At 71.8% G+C, this 17,738-nt stretch carries 17 protein-coding genes; 9 read left to right on the top strand and 8 right to left on the bottom strand.

Annotated features, from left to right (window positions below; translation table 11 throughout):
- Positions 1-23 precede the first annotated feature (23 nt).
- Genes JAN01S_RS14270 through JAN01S_RS14255 form a run of 4 tightly spaced genes read right to left on the bottom strand, consistent with a single transcriptional unit; the run spans position 24 to position 3,577 of the window.
- The gene (locus JAN01S_RS14270; protein WP_068319283.1) at positions 24-1,064 is read right to left on the bottom strand and encodes a glutathione S-transferase family protein; all 1,041 of its coding nucleotides are present in this window, start codon (positions 1,062-1,064) and stop codon (positions 24-26) included.
- 22 nt (positions 1,065-1,086) lie between these two features.
- A complete protein-coding gene (locus tag JAN01S_RS14265) occupies positions 1,087-1,590 on the bottom strand; it encodes an O-acetyl-ADP-ribose deacetylase (RefSeq protein WP_068319282.1) in 504 nt (167 codons plus the stop codon).
- A 4-nt stretch (positions 1,591-1,594) separates the two neighbouring features.
- Positions 1,595-2,200, bottom strand: a complete 606-nt coding sequence (locus JAN01S_RS14260) for a hypothetical protein (RefSeq protein WP_068319281.1) — start codon at positions 2,198-2,200, stop codon at positions 1,595-1,597.
- A gap of 12 nt (positions 2,201-2,212) precedes the next feature.
- On the bottom strand, positions 2,213-3,577 hold the full coding sequence (locus JAN01S_RS14255) for a dipeptidase (protein WP_068319284.1): 1,365 nt from the start codon (positions 3,575-3,577) through the stop codon (positions 2,213-2,215).
- Between the two features lie 65 nt (positions 3,578-3,642).
- Between JAN01S_RS14255 and JAN01S_RS14250 the strand changes: the two genes are divergently transcribed.
- On the top strand, positions 3,643-4,221 hold the full coding sequence (locus JAN01S_RS14250; protein ID WP_068319280.1) for a DUF3043 domain-containing protein: 579 nt from the start codon (positions 3,643-3,645) through the stop codon (positions 4,219-4,221).
- Positions 4,222-4,282: 61 nt separating this feature from the next.
- On the opposite strand, the gene JAN01S_RS14245 is transcribed toward JAN01S_RS14250, so the two are convergent.
- Together JAN01S_RS14245 and gcvT are read right to left on the bottom strand one after the other, a co-directional pair.
- On the bottom strand, positions 4,283-4,498 hold the full coding sequence (locus JAN01S_RS14245; RefSeq protein ID WP_068319279.1) for a hypothetical protein: 216 nt from the start codon (positions 4,496-4,498) through the stop codon (positions 4,283-4,285).
- Positions 4,499-4,599: 101 nt separating this feature from the next.
- Entirely contained in the window at positions 4,600-5,709 is a 1,110-nt protein-coding gene (gene gcvT / locus JAN01S_RS14240; protein WP_068319278.1) for a glycine cleavage system aminomethyltransferase GcvT, read from the bottom strand.
- A gap of 83 nt (positions 5,710-5,792) precedes the next feature.
- On the opposite strand from gcvT, the gene JAN01S_RS14235 reads away from it, so the two are divergent.
- The 4 genes from JAN01S_RS14235 (at position 5,793) to JAN01S_RS14220 (ending at position 11,891) form a co-directional block, all read left to right on the top strand.
- Positions 5,793-7,295: a leucyl aminopeptidase gene (locus tag JAN01S_RS14235; protein ID WP_068319277.1), complete on the top strand. Its 1,503-nt coding sequence runs from the start codon at positions 5,793-5,795 to the stop codon at positions 7,293-7,295.
- A gap of 298 nt (positions 7,296-7,593) precedes the next feature.
- Positions 7,594-8,994 carry a dihydrolipoyl dehydrogenase gene (lpdA, locus tag JAN01S_RS14230; protein WP_068319276.1) on the top strand — a complete coding sequence of 467 codons (1,401 nt, stop codon included), beginning with the start codon at positions 7,594-7,596 and terminating at the stop codon, positions 8,992-8,994.
- A gap of 129 nt (positions 8,995-9,123) precedes the next feature.
- Complete coding sequence (gene sucB / locus JAN01S_RS14225; RefSeq protein WP_068319275.1) at positions 9,124-10,986, top strand: 2-oxoglutarate dehydrogenase, E2 component, dihydrolipoamide succinyltransferase; 1,863 nt, start codon at positions 9,124-9,126, stop codon at positions 10,984-10,986.
- 2 nt (positions 10,987-10,988) lie between these two features.
- The gene (locus JAN01S_RS14220) at positions 10,989-11,891 is read left to right on the top strand and encodes a TIGR01777 family oxidoreductase (protein WP_068319274.1); all 903 of its coding nucleotides are present in this window, start codon (positions 10,989-10,991) and stop codon (positions 11,889-11,891) included.
- Between the two features lie 179 nt (positions 11,892-12,070).
- Here the strand turns inward: JAN01S_RS14220 and JAN01S_RS14215 are convergent, their stop codons facing one another.
- Positions 12,071-13,705 carry a protein kinase domain-containing protein gene (locus JAN01S_RS14215; RefSeq protein ID WP_068319273.1) on the bottom strand — a complete coding sequence of 545 codons (1,635 nt, stop codon included), beginning with the start codon at positions 13,703-13,705 and terminating at the stop codon, positions 12,071-12,073.
- A gap of 67 nt (positions 13,706-13,772) precedes the next feature.
- On the opposite strand from JAN01S_RS14215, the gene JAN01S_RS14210 reads away from it, so the two are divergent.
- Together JAN01S_RS14210 and lipB are read left to right on the top strand one after the other, a co-directional pair.
- Entirely contained in the window at positions 13,773-14,504 is a 732-nt protein-coding gene (locus JAN01S_RS14210; RefSeq protein ID WP_068319272.1) for a Type 1 glutamine amidotransferase-like domain-containing protein, read from the top strand.
- A gap of 135 nt (positions 14,505-14,639) precedes the next feature.
- On the top strand, positions 14,640-15,308 hold the full coding sequence (gene lipB / locus JAN01S_RS14205; RefSeq protein ID WP_068319271.1) for a lipoyl(octanoyl) transferase LipB: 669 nt from the start codon (positions 14,640-14,642) through the stop codon (positions 15,306-15,308).
- Here the strand turns inward: lipB and JAN01S_RS14200 are convergent, their stop codons facing one another.
- Positions 15,309-15,737, bottom strand: coding sequence for a pyridoxamine 5'-phosphate oxidase family protein (locus JAN01S_RS14200; protein WP_068319270.1), 429 nt, complete (start codon positions 15,735-15,737; stop codon positions 15,309-15,311).
- Positions 15,738-15,896: 159 nt separating this feature from the next.
- On the opposite strand from JAN01S_RS14200, the gene lipA reads away from it, so the two are divergent.
- Both lipA and JAN01S_RS14190 read left to right on the top strand, forming a co-directional pair.
- The gene (gene lipA, locus JAN01S_RS14195; protein ID WP_068319269.1) at positions 15,897-16,952 is read left to right on the top strand and encodes a lipoyl synthase; all 1,056 of its coding nucleotides are present in this window, start codon (positions 15,897-15,899) and stop codon (positions 16,950-16,952) included.
- Between the two features lie 36 nt (positions 16,953-16,988).
- Entirely contained in the window at positions 16,989-17,711 is a 723-nt protein-coding gene (locus tag JAN01S_RS14190) for a DUF4191 domain-containing protein (RefSeq protein WP_068319268.1), read from the top strand.
- Positions 17,712-17,738: the final 27 nt, after the last annotated feature.

Raw genomic sequence — 17,738 nt, 5'->3', positions numbered from 1 at the left:
GGGTGGGTGGGGAGGAGAGAGCCTCAGGCGGTGCGGACCATCCCGGTCTCGTCGAGCAGCGGGTTGTGCTCGACCGGCACCCGCTCGGCCTCACTCGGTGCACCGGGCGGGGTCCCGTCCGGGCCGAAGGGGGATCCGCCCAGGGCCTCGCGACCGTGCGGCTCCAGCCAGTTGGAGTAGTCGGGCCCGGCGGGCAAGATGCCGGTCGGGTTGATGTCCCGGTGGACCTCGTAGTAGTGGCTCTTGATGTGCACGAAGTCGGTCGTGTCACCGAAGCCGGGCGTGGTGAAGAGGTCACGGGCGTAGGCCCACAGCACCGGCATCTCGGTGAGCTTGGAGCGGTTGGCCTTGAAGTGGCCGTGGTAGACGGGATCGAAGCGCGCGAGGGTCGTGAAGAGCCGCACGTCGGCCTCGGTGATGTGGTCGCCCATGAGGTAGCGGCGCGTCGAGAGTCGCTCCTCGAGCCAGTCCATCGCGGCCCAGAGCCGGTCGTACGCCGCGTCGTACGCCGCCTGGTCGCCGGAGAACCCGCAGCGGTACACGCCGTTGTTGACCTCGGTGTACACGCGCTTGTTGACGACCGCCATCTCCTCGCGCAGGTGCTCGGGCCACAGGTCGGGCGCCCCCTCGCGGTGGTGCTCGCGCCACTGGGTCGAGAAGTCCTCGGTGATCTGCGGGAAGTTGTTGGTGACGACCTGGCCGCTCGGCACGTCGACCATCACCGGGACGGTGATCCCCTTGGGGTAGTCGGGGAAGCGCGCCAGGTAGGCGTCCTTGATGCGCGGGATGCCGAGCACCGGGTCGAGGTGCCCCTCGTCGAGGTCGAAGGTCCAGCTGTCGGCGTCGTGGGTGGGCCCGGCGATGCCCATCGAGATGACGTCCTCGAGGCCAAGGAGCCGGCGCACGATGATCGCGCGGTTGGCCCACGGACAGGCTCGGGAGACGACGAGGCGGTAGCGCCCCGGCTCGACCGGCCACTCGCTGGACCCGTCGGAGGTGATCCGGTCCTCGATGTACGCGGTGTCGCGGTTGAAGTCCTTTTCGACGTATGTGCCCTGTGCCATGCCGACCACCTTAGTTGAAAGTTTAACTTTTAGCCAGAGCGGTGGCGACCCGCCCATGCGTCTGCGCGTCGAAGGCCACGATCCGCGCCTCCTCCACGGCGGTGTCCGCACCCGAGATCGTCTCGACGGCGGCAGCGATCGCGTCGTCCTTGGGCCAGCCGTAGATGCCGGCGCTGATGAGCGGGAAGGCCACCGAACGTGCACCGAGCTCGTCGGCGACCTCGAGGCTCCTGCGGTAGCAGGAGACGAGCAACGACCGATCGCGTTGTCCGGCAGCGTGGTTGGGGCCGACCGTGTGGATCACCCAGCGCGAAGGGAGGTCTCCCGCGGTCGTCCACCCCGCATCTCCCGTGGCCAGGCCGTCGGGGAACCGGGCGATGCAGTCCTCGAGGACCGCCGGACCGCCGGCACGGTGGATCGCACCGTCGACGCCCCCGCCACCGCGCATCGCGGAGTTGGCGGCGTTGACGATCGCGTCGACCTGCTGGGTGGTGATGTCCCCGTGCACCGCGATGAGCCGGACCATGACCTCAGTCTCCTCCGGTCGCGCCGTCGCGCGTGCCCATCACCGCGACGACCTCGTCGACCTCGCGCTGCCAGACCTCCTCGGGCACCGGCGGCAGGATGTCGTCCCACTCGACGGCGAAGGAGCCGATGACCTGAGGCAGGCGTGCCGGCCGGACCATCGCGAGGGTGTGCAGGTGTGCGGTGCCGTCGCCCCACTTGCCGATGTGGACGCGACCGGCGTTGGGCAGGGCGAGCATCGCGTTGTGCAGGCGGTGCACGAGCCGCCCCCACTCCCCCGCGAGGTCCTCGTCCATGTCGCCGAAGTCCATGTGCTCGCGGGTCTGCAACCACAGCGCCAGCAGGCCGCCCCGACCCTCCCGGTCGGTCGAGAGCACCCAGCGCTCGTTGCTCCAGACAACCCCCTCGTCGGGATGCTCGCACCGCCAGCAGTCACGACCCCCTTCGCCGTTGCGGACGCGGTCGGTCTCGACCGGGGGGAGCAGGTCCTTGGCGACCACGCGACCCCCATCGGCCGCCCACGGGAAGGCGGCCCACTCGACGAAGTCCAGTGAGGGCGCGTCGGTGCGCGCCCTCGCCAGCTCGAAGATCTCCTCGGCGCTCTGCGGCACGTCGGCTCCTCGTCAGCCGCGCATCGCGCCGAGGCGGGCCAGCAGCAGCGCCTCGGCGGTGCACACCTTTTCGAACTCACCCAGGTGCAGCGACTCGTTGGCCCCGTGGGCGCGGGTGTCCGGGTCCTCGACGCCGGTGACGAGGATCGCGGCGTCGGGGAACTTCTCCGCGAACGCCTGGACGAAGGGGATGGAGCCACCGATGCCCACGTCGACCGGGTCGGTGCCCCAGGCGTCGGCGAAGGCGGCCCGGGCCTGGTCGTAGACCGGGCCCTGCGCGTCGGCGGCGAAGCCCCAGCCCTGCTCGTCGAGCTCGACCTCGACCGTGGCACCCCACGGCGCGTAGTCCTGCAGGTGCCGCTGGAAGGCCTCCCACGCCTCCTGCGGATCCTGGGTGGGGTTCAGCCGCAGGTTGACCTTGGCGCTGGCGCTCGCGTTGAGCACGTTGCCGGCCTCGTCGACGCTCGGCGCGTCGATGCCGATGACGACCGCCGCGGGCTTGGTCCACAGGCGCGAGGGGATCGAGCCGGTGCCGATGAGCTCGGTCGCGTCGAGCAGTCCGGACTCCTCGCGCAGGCGGGCCTCGTCGTAGTCGATGTCGGGCGCGTCGGTGTGCAGCAGCCCCTCGATCGCCACGTCGCCCTGGTCGTCGTGGAGCGTGGCCATGAGGCGGCACAGCGCGGTGATGGCGTCGGGGCAGGCCCCGCCGAACATGCCGGAGTGCACCCCGTGGTCCAGCGTGCGCACGGTGACGACGGCGCGAAGGGAGCCCCGCAGCGTCGTCGTCAGGGCGGGCGTGCCGATGGCCCAGTTGAGCGAGTCGGCGAGCACGATCGCGTCGGAGGTCAGCTTGTCGCCGTGGCGCTCGAGGAGTCGCGGCAGCGACTCGCTGGCGATCTCCTCCTCGCCCTCGACGAAGATCGTCACGCCGACCGGCAGGTTGCCGGAGTGGGCCCGCAGGGCCGCGACGTGCGCCATGATCCCGGCCTTGTCGTCGGCCGCGCCGCGTCCGTAGAGGCGCCCGTCGCGCTCGGTCGGCTCGAAGGGGTCGCTGTCCCAGTCCTCGCGGTTGCCGGGCGGCTGCACATCGTGGTGCGCGTAGAGCAGGACGGTGGGTGCGCCCTCCGGTCCGTCCACGTGCCCGATGACGGCGGGGCGCCCCCCTTCGCTCACGATCTCGACGTCGAGACCCTCCGCGCGGAGCAGCTCCGCAGTGCGCTCGGCGGAGGCCTGCACGTGGGCCTGGTCGAAGGAGTCGAGGCTGACGCTCGGGATCCGGGTGAGGTCCTCGAGGTCGGCGCGCACCTGCGGCATCAGCTCGCGCACGCGGGCGCGCAGGGTCTCGATCTGGTCTGCGGTGAGGGTGGTGTCGGTCACGCCGCCGACGGTATCGCGGACCACCGACTCCGACCCACCGCTGGGGTGCACCTAGAGTTCTCCTCGTGTTCGGACGCAAGAAGGATGACGAGACCGCCGCTCCCCAGGTCGAGGAGCGCGCCCACCGCGAGGGCGCCAAGAACCGGCCCACGCCCAAGCGGCGCGACCAGGAGGCCGCGCGCAAGCGTCCCCTCGTGCAGACCGACCGCAAGTCCGCCCGCGCCGCCGACCGCGCAGCCCGGCGGGAGAACGCGCAGAGGATGCGCGAGGCGATGATGACCGGCGACGAGAAGCACCTGCCGCCGCGCGACAAGGGCCCGGTCCGCCGCTTCGTCCGCGACAGCGTCGACGTGCGCTTCAACCTCGGCGAGTGGCTGCTGCCCCTCATGCTCGGCGTGCTCGTGCTCAGCCTCTTCGCCGCACCATGGGCGACCTACGCCTTCCTCGGCGTCTACCTGTTGATCTTCATCGCGATCCTCGACGCGGTGCTGCTGTGGCGCCGCACGAAGAAGAAGATCCTCGAGCGCTTCGGCGCGGACACCGAGACCCGCGGCTTGGCGATGTACACGGTCATGCGCTGCTTCCAGATCCGGCGCACCCGCATGCCCAAGCCGATGGTCGAGCGCGGCGGCACCCCCCGCTGAGCGACGCTCCGCTCCCTGAGGTGCGACGAGCCCTGCGAGGAGCCTCGAAGGGACCTGACCCTCAGCCCGCCGACAGCGACATCGGGCCGTAGACGACCTCGGACTCGCGCAGCAGGCTGACCTGGGCCACGCCCGCGCCGGCCAGGTCCTCCCACGACTCGGCGAACCACGCCTCGGCGTCCGCCTGCGTCGGGAAGGGCACCGTGTGGTCGCTCGGCAGCGGCTTGCCGTCGGCGTCCTCGAGGCGCCAGCGATAGGACTCGCCTGCCCCGCTCATGCTTTCGCCTGCCGATGCCGCGCTCATGCTTTCGCCTCGCGATGCTGCGGCGTCTGCGCGCCTCGCTCGTTCCTCGCTCGTGTGCTCGACACCGGCATCGCTCATCCCTGCCTCACCTGCACCTCGACGAAGGGAGGCTTGGTCACCTTCGCCGGGATCTCCCGACCGCGCACGTCGATGACGACCTCGTCGCCCTCGGCGACGGAGCGGTCGAGCAGCGCCAGCGCGATGCCCTGCTTGAGCGTCGGGCTGAACGTGCCGGAGGTGACCTCACCGACCTCGGCGCCATCGACCTTGACCGCGCAGTGGCTGCGCGGGATGCCGCGGCCGGTGACGAGCAGGCCACGCAGCAGCCGGGAGGACTTGGCGACGCGCTGCGCGACGAGCGCGTCCTTGCCCCAGAACGTCTCCTTGTCCCAGCCGACGGCCCACGCGGAGCGCGCCATGACCGGGGTGATCTCGGGCGACAGGTCGTTGCCGTGGAGCGGGTAGCCCATCTCGGTGCGCAGCGTGTCGCGCGCACCCAGACCGCAGACCAGGCCGTCGAAGGGGGCCATCGCCTCGACGAGCGCGTCCCACAGCTGCAGTCCGGCGGTTGCCGGGGCGACGAGCTCGTAGCCGCGCTCCCCCGTGTAGCCCGTGCGGCAGACGGTGACGTCGTGGCCCTCCCACTGCGCGTCGTCGAAGGACATGTAGTCGTGGTCGACCGGCAGACCGAGGGCGGTGAGCACCTCGTCGCTCTTGGGGCCCTGGACGGCGAGGACCACGTAGTCCTCGTGCAGGTCGCTCACCTCGACACCCTCCGGCGCCGCCTCCTGGAGCATGCGCACGACGGTCGCGGTGTTGGCGGCGTTGGGCACGAGGAAGACGTCGTCGTCGCTGCGCAGGTAGGCGATGAGGTCGTCGACCACTCCCCCGGACTCGTTGCAGCACAACGTGTACTGCGCCTTGCCGGGTCCGATCCGACCGAGGTCGTTGGTCAGCGTGGTGTTGATGAGCTCCGCCGCGCCGGCACCGGAGACCCGCGCCTTGCCCAGATGGCTCACGTCGAACAGGCCCACCCGCTCACGCACGGCCGTGTGCTCGGCGACGACCCCGCCGCCGGGGTACTCGATGGGCATGTCCCAGCCGCCGAAGTCGGCCATCTTGGCCTCGCGCGCGACGTGGCGCTCGTGGATCGGGGAGGTACGCAGGACGTCACTGTCGGTCATGCGTCCGAACCTACAGTCTCGCCATACGGGATAGCCTGCCGAGGGTAGACAGACCCATCTCTCCGACCGAAAGGCGCCCACACGTGCCCTCGTTGATCCTCGGTTCCCGTTCCCTCGCCGCCTGGTCCGGCCGCACCCTCGTCATCGGGGTCACCGGTTCCGACCCGGTCACCGCCGTGGCGAGCACCGAGCTGCCCAAGACCACCGCCAAGCACCTCGACCAGGTCCTGCCGGTCCTCGAGGTGGGGACCAAGGTCGGGGCGACCGCCACCCTTCCCGCCGTGCCCGGCCTCAAGGCCGACAAGGTCGTCCTCGTCGGGCTCGGTGACACCACGACGGACGAAGGGGGGTACCCCACCGACGCGCTGCGTCGCGCCGCCGGTGCGGCCGTCCGTGCCGCGGGCAAGGGCTCGGTCGCGATCTCGCTGCCGCACACCGACGACAGCGACCTCGCCGCGATCGCCGAGGGCGCCGTCTCCGGCGACTACACCTTCACCGCGCACAAGTCCGCGCCCGGCGAGACGCAGGACCGCGAGATCACCGTCTTTTCCTCCCTCGGTCGCGAGTCCGCGCCCAAGGACGTGCTCGACACCGCCGCGACCGTCGCGCGCAACGTCGCCTGGGCCCGCGACCTGGTCAACACGGCGCCCAACCTGCTCTACCCGCAGTCCTTCACCGAGCAGGTCCAGGAGGTCGCCAAGGCCTCCTCCGGCAAGCTGACCGTCAAGGTGCTCGACGACAAGGCGCTCGTCGAGGGCGGCTTCGGCGGCATCGTCGGCGTCGGCCAGGGCAGCAGCCGTCCGCCGCGCATCGTCACCCTCTCCTATGCCCCGCGCAGCAAGAAGGTCCCGCACGTCGCGCTCGTCGGCAAGGGCATCACCTTCGACACCGGTGGCGTGTGTATCAAGCCCTCCGCCGGCATGACGACGATGAAGTCCGACATGGCCGGTGCCGCCGCGGTCGCCGCGACCGTCGTCGCCGCCGCCGAGCTCGAGCTGCCCGTCGCCGTCACCGGCTACCTCTGCCTCGCCGAGAACATGCCCGGCGGCAACGCCCAGCGCCCCGGTGACGTCGTCACGATGCGCAACGGCACGACCGTCGAGATCATCGACACCGACGCCGAGGGCCGCATGGTCCTCGCCGACGGCATGGCCCTGGCCGCCGAGTCCGACCCGGACCAGATCCTCGACGTCGCCACCCTGACCGGCGCGTGTGTCGTCGCCCTCGGCCCGAAGATCTTCGGCGTCATGGGCAACGACGACGAGCTGCGCGAGGCGATCACCGAGGCCGCCGACCGCGCCGACGAGGAGAGCTGGCCGCTGCCGCTGCCCGCCGACCTGCGCTCGGGCCTGGACTCCGCCGTCGCCGACATCGCGCACAAGGGCGACCGCTGGGGCGGCGCCCTGACCGCCGGTCTCTTCCTGCAGGAGTTCGCCAAGGACGCCGACGGCGAGAGCATCCCGTGGGCGCACCTCGACATCGCCGGCCCGTCCTTCAACGAGGGCGGCCCGTGGGGCCACATCCCCAAGGGCGGCACCGGCGTCGCCGTCGGCACCCTCCTGGAGCACCTGGCCAACCTGGTCTGACCCACCCGGTCTGACCCACCCGACCGGCGATGCCCCGGGCACGGGGTGGCGCTGGGGAAAAGTCCGGACCGCTCTCCCTCCGTCTCACGGTGGGTGGGCAGTCCGGACTTCTCCTTGATTCGCGCCAGCCCCGTCCCGGGGCATCGCCTCGTCCCGGGGCATCGCCTCGTCCCGGGGCATCGCCTCGTCCGCGTCCAGTCCTGCACCTGCGCAACCAGGTCGCGAGGCCAAGCCCCGCACCCTCTACGCTGGGGGCCGTCCGTGACCCCGGACACACCCAGCGCAAAGGAGCACACCCGTGGCCGACCCCACGAACTCGACCTCGTCCCCCTTCGACCTCGTGGTCCTGGGCGCCGGCAGCGGCGGCTACGCCTGCGCGCTGCGCGCCTCCCAGCTGGGCCTGTCCGTGGCCCTGGTCGAGGAGGACAAGATCGGTGGGACCTGCCTGCACCGCGGGTGCATCCCGACCAAGGCGCTGCTGCACGCGGCCGAGCTGGCCGACGGGGCGCGCGCGGGGGCCGCGCACGGGATCCTCACGACCTTCGAGGGCATCGACACCGTGGCGCTGCACGCGCGCAAGGACAAGGTCGTCTCCCAGCTGTACAAGGGTCTGACGGGCCTGATCGGGCAGGCCGGCATCGAGGTCGTCACCGGCCGTGGCCGGCTCGTCGACGCGACCACCGTCGAGGTCGAGGGCGAAGGGGGCACCCGTCGCGTCAGCGGTCGGACCGTCGTCCTGGCGACCGGCTCATACGCGCGGACCATCCCGGGCGTCGAGCTCGGCCCGCGCGTCATGACGAGCGACCAGGCGATGAACCTCGCCGAGATCCCGCAGCGCGTCGCCGTGCTCGGTGGCGGCGTGATCGGCGTGGAGTTCGCCTCGATGCTGCGCAGCTTCGGCGCCGAGGTCACCGTCGTCGAGGCCCTCGACCGGATCGTCGCGCTCGAGGAGCCGTCGATCTCCAAGCACCTGACCCGCGAGTTCAAGAAGCGCAAGATCACCACGCTCACCTCGACCCGGGTCACCTCGGTCGAAGCCGACGAGCAGCGCGCGACCGTCCACCTCGAGGGCGCCGACCCGCTCGAGGTCGACCTCGTCCTCGTCGCCGTGGGCCGCGGCCCGCGCAGCGATGGCATCGGCCTCGAGGAGGTCGGCGTCGCGACCGATCGCGGCTACGTCCCGACCGACGAGCGGCTGCGCACCGGCGTCGAGGGCGTGCGCGCCGTCGGCGACCTCGTGCCGGGTCTGCAGCTGGCGCACCGCGGCTTCGCCCACGGCATCTTCGTCGCCGAGGACGTCGCCGGACTCGACCCCAAGCCCGTCGACGACGTCAACATCCCCAAGGTGACCTATTGCGACCCCGAGATCGCCTCCGTCGGCCTGTCCACGGAGGCGGCGAAGGGGGCCGGCAAGGACGTCGAGACCGTCACGTATCCGTTGGGGGGCAACGGTCGCAGCATCATCCGCGGCACCACCGGCTCGGTGACGCTCGTGCGGGAGAAGGACGGTCCGGTCCTCGGCGTCCACATGGTCGGCCTTGGTGTCAGCGAGCTCATCAGCGAGGCCCAGCTGGCCGTCGGGTGGGAGGCGCACCCGGAGGACATCGCGCCCCTGGTGCACGCCCACCCCAGTCAGGGCGAGGCGCTCGGGGAGGCCGCGATGCTCGCGGCCGGACGCCCCCTCCACGCCCATGCCTGACCCCGACCACGCAGGTCCCGTCGACGACGGCGAACCATCGCGTTCGCGGACGTGGGCCCTGTGGACAGGAACACACCGACTCGTGAGAGTCTGTGACGTGAACCATCTCGATAGAAGGAGCAGAGGCGCATGTCTGAGCGGGTGACGATGCCGGCCCTCGGCGAGTCCGTGACCGAGGGCACCGTGACGCGATGGCTGAAGAACGTTGGCGACACGGTGGAGGTTGACGAGCCCCTGCTCGAAGTCTCGACCGACAAGGTCGACACCGAGATCCCTTCGCCCGTCGCCGGAACGATCCAGGAGATCCTCGTCGAGGAGGACGAGACCGTCGAGGTCGGAGCCGACCTCGCGGTGATCGGTGACGGTGACGCCCCGGCGGCGTCCGACTCCGGTGACGACTCGGCGCAGGCCGAGGAGACGGAGGAGGCCCCGGCTGAGGAGCCGAAGGCCGAGGAGGAGGCCGAGGAGGCCCCCGCCGAGGAGCCCAAGGCTGAGGAGGCGCCGGCGGCCGAGGCCAAGCCCGCCTCCGGTGGCGAGGGCACGAAGGTCGCGATGCCCGCGCTCGGTGAGTCCGTCACCGAGGGCACCGTCTCGCGCTGGCTCAAGGCCGAGGGTGACACCGTCGAGGTCGACGAGCCGCTCCTCGAGGTCTCGACCGACAAGGTCGACACCGAGATCCCCTCCCCCGTCGCGGGCACCCTGACCAAGATCCTCGTCCAGGAGGACGAGACCGTCGAGGTCGGCGCCGACCTGGCGATCGTCGGTGGCTCCGGTGGCGGCGAGTCCGAGGACGCCGCCGCGGAGTCCCCCGCGCCGCAGGCCGAGGAGGAGGACCCCCAGACGGCCGGCACCGACGCGCAGGAGGCTGCCGAGCAGGAGCCGGAGGCCGCGCAGGCTGAGGAGCCCAAGGAGGAGCCGAAGCAGGAGGCTCCCAAGCAGGAGGCTCCGAAGGCCGAGGCGCCCAAGGCAGAGGCGCCCAAGGCGGACGCACCGAAGGTGGAGGCCCCCAAGGCCGAAGCGCCCAAGGCCGAGGCCTCCGGTGGCGACGCCTCCGCCTACGTCACGCCGCTAGTGCGCAAGATCGCGGCGGACAACGGCATCGACCTCGCGACGGTCACGGGCACCGGCATCGGTGGTCGCATCCGCAAGCAGGACGTGCTCGAGGCGGCCAACGCCAAGAACCAGCCGCAGGAGTCCGCCCCGGCGGCCGCCCCTGCCGCTGCAGCTCCGGCGGCGTCCGCGCCGTCCGGTGTGCCGGCCGGGCTGGAGTCCAACGTGCCGACATCCAAGCGCGGCACCCGCGAGAAGATGACCCGCCTGCGCAAGGTCATCGCCGAGCGCATGGTCGAGTCGCTGCAGGTCAGCGCCCAGCTGACGACGGTCGTCGAGGTCGACATGACCAAGGTGGCCCGCGTGCGCGACGCCGCCAAGGCCGAGTTCGCCAGCCGCGAGGGCACGAAGCTCTCGTTCCTCCCCTTCATCGCCCTGGCCACGGCCGAGGCGCTCAAGGAGCACCCGAGCATCAACTCGAGTGTCGAGGGCGACGAGATCGTCTACCACGGCCAGGAGAACCTCTCCATCGCCGTGGACACCGAGCGCGGGCTGCTCACCCCGGTCGTCAAGAACGCCGGTGACCTCAACGTCGCCGGCCTCGCCCGGGCGATCGCGGACGTCGCGGACCGCACGCGCAACAACAAGATCACGCCGGACGACCTGTCGGGCGGGACCTTCACCATCACCAACACCGGCAGCCGGGGTGCGCTCTTCGACACCCCGATCCTCAACCAGCCGCAGGTCGCGATGCTCGGCACCGGCGCCATCGTGCGTCGGCCGGTCGTCATCACGACCGACGACGGCGGCGAGACGCTGGCCATCCGGTCGATGATGTACCTGGCGCTCAGCTACGACCACCGGGTCGTCGACGGCGCCGACGCCGCTCGCTTCCTCGGGACCGTCAAGGCTCGCCTTGAGGAAGGCCGCTTCGAGGCCTGACCGTGAGCACCCCACAACAGCGCGTCGCCATCACCGGAGCCTCCGGACTGATCGGCGGCGCGCTGTCGTCTGCGCTGGCGGCGGAAGGGCACGACGTGGTCCACCTCGTGCGCCGGGCGCCGTCGGGGCCTCATGAGCGTCAGTGGGACCCGCAGGCGCAGGACCTGCCCGCGGAGGTGCTCGCCGGTGTCGACGCCGTCGTCCACCTGGCCGGCGCCGGCATCGGCGACCAGCGCTGGACGCCGGAGTACAAGGCGCTGGTGCACTCCTCGCGCGTCGACAGCACCGACCTCATCGCGCGCTCGATCGCTGCGGGCCACGGTCCGACGCGACTCGTCACGGCGTCGGGGATCGGCGTCTACGGCGACCGGGGCGACGAGGTCCTGACGGAGGACTCGGCCCAGGCCGACAGCTTCGTCGCCGGCCTCGTGCGGGACTGGGAGGGAGCGACCGCGCCGGCGGTCGCGGCCGGTGTGCCGGTGGCCCACGCCCGCACCGGGATCGTCCTGTCGACGAAGGGCGGCGCCCTCGCCCCGATGCTCCGGCTGGGTCGGCTCGGCCTGGGTGGTCCGCTCGGCTCGGGCCGCCAGTGGATGCCGTGGGTGACGCTGACGGATGTCGTCCGTGGGTACACGCGGCTCGTCGAGGACCCAGCGCTCGTCGGGCCGTTCAACTTCACGGCTCCGCACCCGGTGCGCCAGCGCGAGCTCGCTCGCGGCATCGGGCGACGGCTTCACCGCCCCGCCGTGCTGCCCGCGCCTCGGCTGGCACTGCGCGTGGTGCTCGGTGAGTTCTCCGGGGAGGTGCTCGCCTCGACCCGGGCCCTGCCGCAGCGACTCCTCGCCGCCGGCTTCGAGCACCGGCACGAGCACCTCGACGAGGCCCTCGACCACCTCCTCGCCTGACGCGGACCGACAAACGCGCATTTGCCCGGGGAAATGCGCGCCAGACCGCGCAGCCGCCCGGGCAAATGCGCGCCAGACCGCGCAGCCGCCCGGGCACATGCGCGCCAGACCGCGCAGCCGCCCGGGCAAATGCGCGCCAGACCGCGCAGCCGCCCGGGGAGATGCGCGGCTTGGTCGGTTCAGTCCGTCCGGTCGGGGGCGGCGGTGACGTCACGCACGCGCCAGGCACCGTCGTGCCAGACGAGGACGAGGTCGACCTCCTGCCCCTGACGCGCGGGCCGCGGGGTGCGCGAGCCGTCCTTGCCCGCGACGTCGTATGCGCTCTCGTCGACCACGGCGCGCACCACCGCGCGGTCCCCGCTGGTGCTCTGCAGGCTCGCCGAACGCACCGTCATCGTCAGGCCCCGGTACCGGGCACCGCTCGTACGCAGCTCGGCGACCAGCTCCCGGTCACGCGTGGCCGCCGGCGACCCCGGCTCGTCGAGGGTGGTGCGGGCACTGTCGTCGAGCTCGACGACCATCGTCTGCCGCAGGTCGGTCAGCTCCTGCACGAGCTGTCGAGGCGCCTCCCGCGCTGCCGAGCGGTCGTGCAGGGGGCTGGTCTCCCCCTTCGTCCCCTGCGGTGCCACCGGGGTCTGCGCGTCGGGCGCACCGGCACTCGCCAGCTGCTGCCACGGCACGAGCACGGCGAGCAGCAGACCGAGGCCGACCGTCACCAGGGCGCCCACCCGTCGTCCCCCACCATCGCGCCCGAGTGCCGACCGGGCGATGGCGCGCGGTTCGCTCTCCTCGACCGGCTCGACGTCCCGCGTGAGGTCGATCGGCTCGTCGCGGTGGCGGCGGGGAGCGGCGTGGCGACCTCCCTTCGCCCGCGTCCCGCCGGAGCGTCTCCGGGACTGACGACGCCACCACCTCCGGCGCGGCTCGTCCGTCTCGGCACGCGTCAGCTCGAGCTGCCACTGCGGGGTGCGCACCTCGTCCTCGGCCGCCGCCTCGCGGATGCGCCGGGTCAGGCTCGTCGCGACGTCACCTGTCGCCGTCATGCGCAACGGCTGCGCGGGGACCGCGTCGAAGACCGAACGCGCCACCTCGTCCGCCTCCGGCCGGGCCTCGGCATCCGGAACCAGACAGGACTCGACGACCGCGACGAGCGCTGGTACCCCGGGGACGAGGTCGGCCAGCGAGGCACGCTCGGCGATGTGCCCCGGCGCGGCCCCGGTGAGGCACAGCCACGCGAGCGCGCCGAGCGAGTGGACGTCTGCCGCGCGGGTCGGGTCGCCGCCGTCGAGCACCTCCGGTGCCACGTGCCCGTCGGTGCCGTACACGTCGCCGGCAGGCTCCCCCGTCAGCCGGGAGTACCCGAGGTCGGAGAGCGCCGGCCGGCCCGTGGAGTCGAGGAGGACATTGCCCGGGCTGAGGTCGCCGTGGACGATGCCGAGGTCGTGCAGCCCGGCCACTGCCTGCGCGATCGGCGCGATGACCGTCACCGTCTCCCCCGGGGTCAGATGGCCCCGCTCGGCGACGACCCGCGCCAAGCTCCCGCCGGCCAGGTGCTCGAGGACGAGCGCGATCGCCGGACCGTCGTCGCTGTCGACCTCGAGCGTCTCGTGGAGCGTCACGACATGTTCCGCGGCCGCGTGCTGGAGCATCGCGTACTCCCGCACCGCCTCCTCGTCGGCGCCGGCGGGCAGCAGCTTGATCGCGACGAGTTCGTCGTCGACGTCGCGTCGAGCGCGCCACACCGTCGACGTGGAGCCGCGCCCGAGCACGCGCGTCAGGCGGTATCCGGGCACCTGCGGCGGGATCTCGTCCATGCCTCCACGATGGCGCAGATCGCCGGCGCGCCCGTCGACTTATCCACAGGGCTCCTAGACTGCGGCCATGCCTGCCGACTCCCCCACGATCCTCGCCACCTCGGGTGGCTACGTCCGACCGGAGCGGGGCGACCTCGCTTTCGCCGGTCTCGTCCACCACGCCGTGGACCTGTCGGGCACGACCTCCCGTCCGCGCATCTGCCAGCTCGGCACGGCCAATGGTGACTCGCGCACCTTCAACGCCGCCTTCTCCGAGGCAGGCGCGGCGGCCGGCTACGACGTCACCCACCTCAACCTCTTCCCCATGCCGAGCGTCGACGACATGGAGGCCCACCTGCTCGCGCAGGACGTCGTCTGGGTCAACGGCGGGTCCGTCGCCAACCTGCTCGCGGTGTGGCGGGTGCACGGTCTCGACGAGATCTTCCGTCGCGTGTGGCAGGCGGGCGTCGTCCTCGCGGGCGTGAGCGCGGGCTCGATCTGCTGGTTCCGCGGCGGCACGACCGACTCCTTCGGCCCCGAGCTGCGCGCCGTCACCGACGGCCTCGGGCTGCTCCCCTTCGACAACGGCGTGCACTACGACAACGAGGCCCGGCGTCGCCCGACCGTCCACGCGCTCGTCGCCGACGGCACGCTCGGCGAGACCCACTGCACCGACGACGGGGTCGGCCTGGTCTACCGCGGCACCGAGCTCGTCGAGGCGGTCTCCGAGGTCGACGGCAAGGGGGCCTACGTCGTGACGAAGGGAGCGGACGGTCGCGCCGTCGAGACCCCGCTCGAGGTCCGGCGACTGCCCCGGTGATCACCGGCCCCGGGTCCGGGTGGACGTCGACTCGCGGGTGATTCGTCCGCGCGTTTACCTCCACCGGGCTGACGGGGTGGCGAAGGCGGACAGGGAGGCGAAGAGGGACGCGACAGCGCGGCGTAGGCTGGCCGGATGCGCTTCGAGGAGCTGGGCTTCGCCCCCGACACCGTCGACTACCTCACCGCCTGGGAGCACCAGAAGCAGGTGCACGCGGCGGTCGTGGCCGGCGACCTCGAGGACATCACCCTGCTGCTCGAGCACACGGCCGTGTACACCGCGGGCAAGCGCACCGAGCCGCACGAGCGGCCGATGGACGGCACCCCGGTCATCGACGTCGACCGCGGCGGCAAGATCACCTGGCACGGTCCGGGCCAGCTCGTCGGCTACCCGATCGCGCACCTGCCCGGCCGGCGTGACGTCATCGCCCACGTGCGCCGCCTCGAGGAGATGATGATCCGGGTCGCCGCGGACGTGGGTGTGACCGCCACCCGCGTGCCGGGCCGCTCCGGCATCTGGGTCCCCGGCACCGACGGCACCCGCGACCGCAAGCTCGGCCAGATCGGCATCCGCGTCTCCCGCGACGTCGCGATGCACGGCTTCAGCCTCAACGTGGACTGCGACCTGTCGTGGACGCAGACCATCGTCCCGTGCGGCATCCCCGATGCCGATGTCTCCACGCTGGCGCTCGAGACCGGGCGGGAGATCACGGTGGCCGACATCCTCCCTTCGGCCAAGGCCCACCTGCTCGAGGTGATGACCGAGGACCTGCCCCTCACCCGGGGCGCGGCCGCGTCCGCCTGATCAGCCGGTCGGGAGCATGTGCTCCCACGGCTTGGCCAGGTCGAAGCGCCGCCCGCTCACCTCGTGGGGCGTGATCTCGACGAAGACGTCCTTGTCGGTCGGGATCCACGAGCGCAAGCGCGACGCCTCCGCCCGCTCCCGCTCGTCACTCCCCTCGAGCACCCGGGCACGGCCGCGCACGATGACCGACCAGGCGTGCGCGGAGTCGTAGCCGTCGATCTCGAAGGCGACGTCGGAGCTCATGACGATCCCGAGGAGCTTGTTGCCCTCGGCGGTGCGGAAGAGCAGGACCTCGCCGTCCGTGGCGTAGTTGATCGGCACGATGTGCACCTCCCCCGCGAGATGGAAGGCCAGGCGCCCGAACTCGTTGGCGCGCAGCGCCTCCCAGCTCTCCTGGGCGCGCATCACGTGGATGGGAGACTCCGTCATGACTACCTCCAGCGTCGGGCGCGGGCGTCGCCCGCGACTACTACACAGTGTAGTGACGAAGGGGGTCCACGTCGCCCCCCTTCGACCCTCCACAGTGGCGGCGTACGCTTGAGTGATCCCGGACACGACCGGGATCACCGAGACTGCCAGGAGAGCTGCGTGACCGTCGCACCCGAAGGACGTCGTCTGCTGCGCGTCGAGGCGCGCAACGCCGAGACCCCGATCGAGCGCAAGCCGGAGTGGATCCGGACCACGGCGAAGATGGGCCCCGAGTACAACGCCATCCGCGGCCGGGTGAGCGGACAGGGCCTGCACACCGTCTGCCAGGAGGCGGGCTGCCCCAACATCTTCGAGTGCTGGGAGGATCGCGAGGCGACCTTCCTCATCGGCGGTGACGTGTGCACGCGCCGGTGCGACTTCTGCGACATCGCCACCGGCCGCCCGACCTCGCTCGACATGGACGAGCCGCGCCGCGTCGCCGAGTCCGTGCGTGAGATGGGCCTGCGCTACTCGACCGTCACCGGCGTCGCCCGCGACGACCAGCCCGACGGCGCCGCGGCCCTGTACGCCGAGACGATCCGCGCGATCCACGAGCTCAACCCGCACACCGGCGTCGAGATCCTCCCGCCCGACTTCGGCGCACGACCGGACCAGGTCAACCGTGTTTTTGATGCCCGTCCCGAGGTCTTCGCCCACAACCTCGAGACCGTGCCGCGGATCTTCCGCAAGATCCGCCCGGCGTTCACGTACGAGAAGTCGCTCAAGGTCCTGTCGATGGCCCGCGAGGCCGACCTGGTGACCAAGTCCAACCTCATCCTCGGCATGGGCGAGGAGGACCACGAAGTGGAGGAGGCCATCCGCGACCTGCACGACGCGGGCTGCGACATCCTCACGATCACCCAGTACCTGCGTCCGTCGAAGCTGCACCACCCGATCGACCGGTGGGTCAAGCCCGAGGAGTTCGTCCACTGGAGCGAGCTGGCCGAGGAGATCGGGTTCAAGGGCGTCATGGCCGGTCCGCTCGTGCGCTCGAGCTACCGCGCCGGTCGCCTCTACGCGACGGCGATGCGCAAGTGGGGCCGCCCCATCCCCGAGCACCTCTCGCACCTCGAGGCGGCCATCGACGAGCCGGCCCGCCAGGAGGCCGCCTCGCTCGTGGCCAAGTCCCGCGCGCAGGCGATCCTCGACCAGCCCGCCACCGGCACGGACGGCTGACGAGGAACCTCCTCCGAGCAACTAGACTCAGACCTCATGGCCCGCAAGACCGACACCCCCGCCAAGCCGAAGCGCGAGAACCCCTTCAAGCGCATCGCCACCGTCTACCGGACGATCAAGCAGATCGACCCGCAGGTGACGCTGTGGATGCTGCTCGCCTTCGTCGTCGTGCTCGCGATCGGTGTCGTCATCGGCCTGGTCATGGGTCACGTCATCGCCTCGCTGCTCGTGGCGCTGCCCTTCGCGGCGCTCGCCGCGATGATCGTGCTCTCGCGCCGGGGTGAGCGGGCCGCCTTCGCCCAGATGGAGGGCCAGCGCGGCGCCTCGATCGGTGGCCTGTCCGCGCTGCGCCGCGGCTGGTACTACGACCAGGAGCCGGTGGCCGCCGACGCGACCAAGCCGAGCGAGATCAACACCGCGGCCGTCGTCTTCCGCGCGCTCGGCCGTCCGGGCATCGTCCTGCTCGGTGAGGGCCCGAAGCACCGCGTCGACAAGCTCTTCGCCAAGGAGACCAAGAAGGTCGCCCGCGTCGCCCCCGGCGTCCCGGTGCACACCTACATCGTCGGCACCGGCGAGGGCGAGCTGCCCGCCCGCAAGATCCGCATGACCCTGACCAAGCTCAAGCCGGAGCTGACCAAGGAGGAGATGGCCGTGGTCAACAAGCGGCTGAAGTCCCTCCCCGGCATCCGCCAGGGCGTCCCCGCCGGGGTCGACCCGACCCGCGCGCGGATGAACCGCAGCGCCCTGCGGGGGCGCTAAGCCCCACGCTGGCTGAGGTGCGACGAG

It is taken from the genome of Janibacter anophelis NBRC 107843 (assembly GCF_001570945.1).
Taxonomy (GTDB): Bacteria; Actinomycetota; Actinomycetes; order Actinomycetales; family Dermatophilaceae; genus Janibacter; species Janibacter anophelis.
This window is presented reverse-complemented; position numbering and strand designations above follow the sequence as displayed.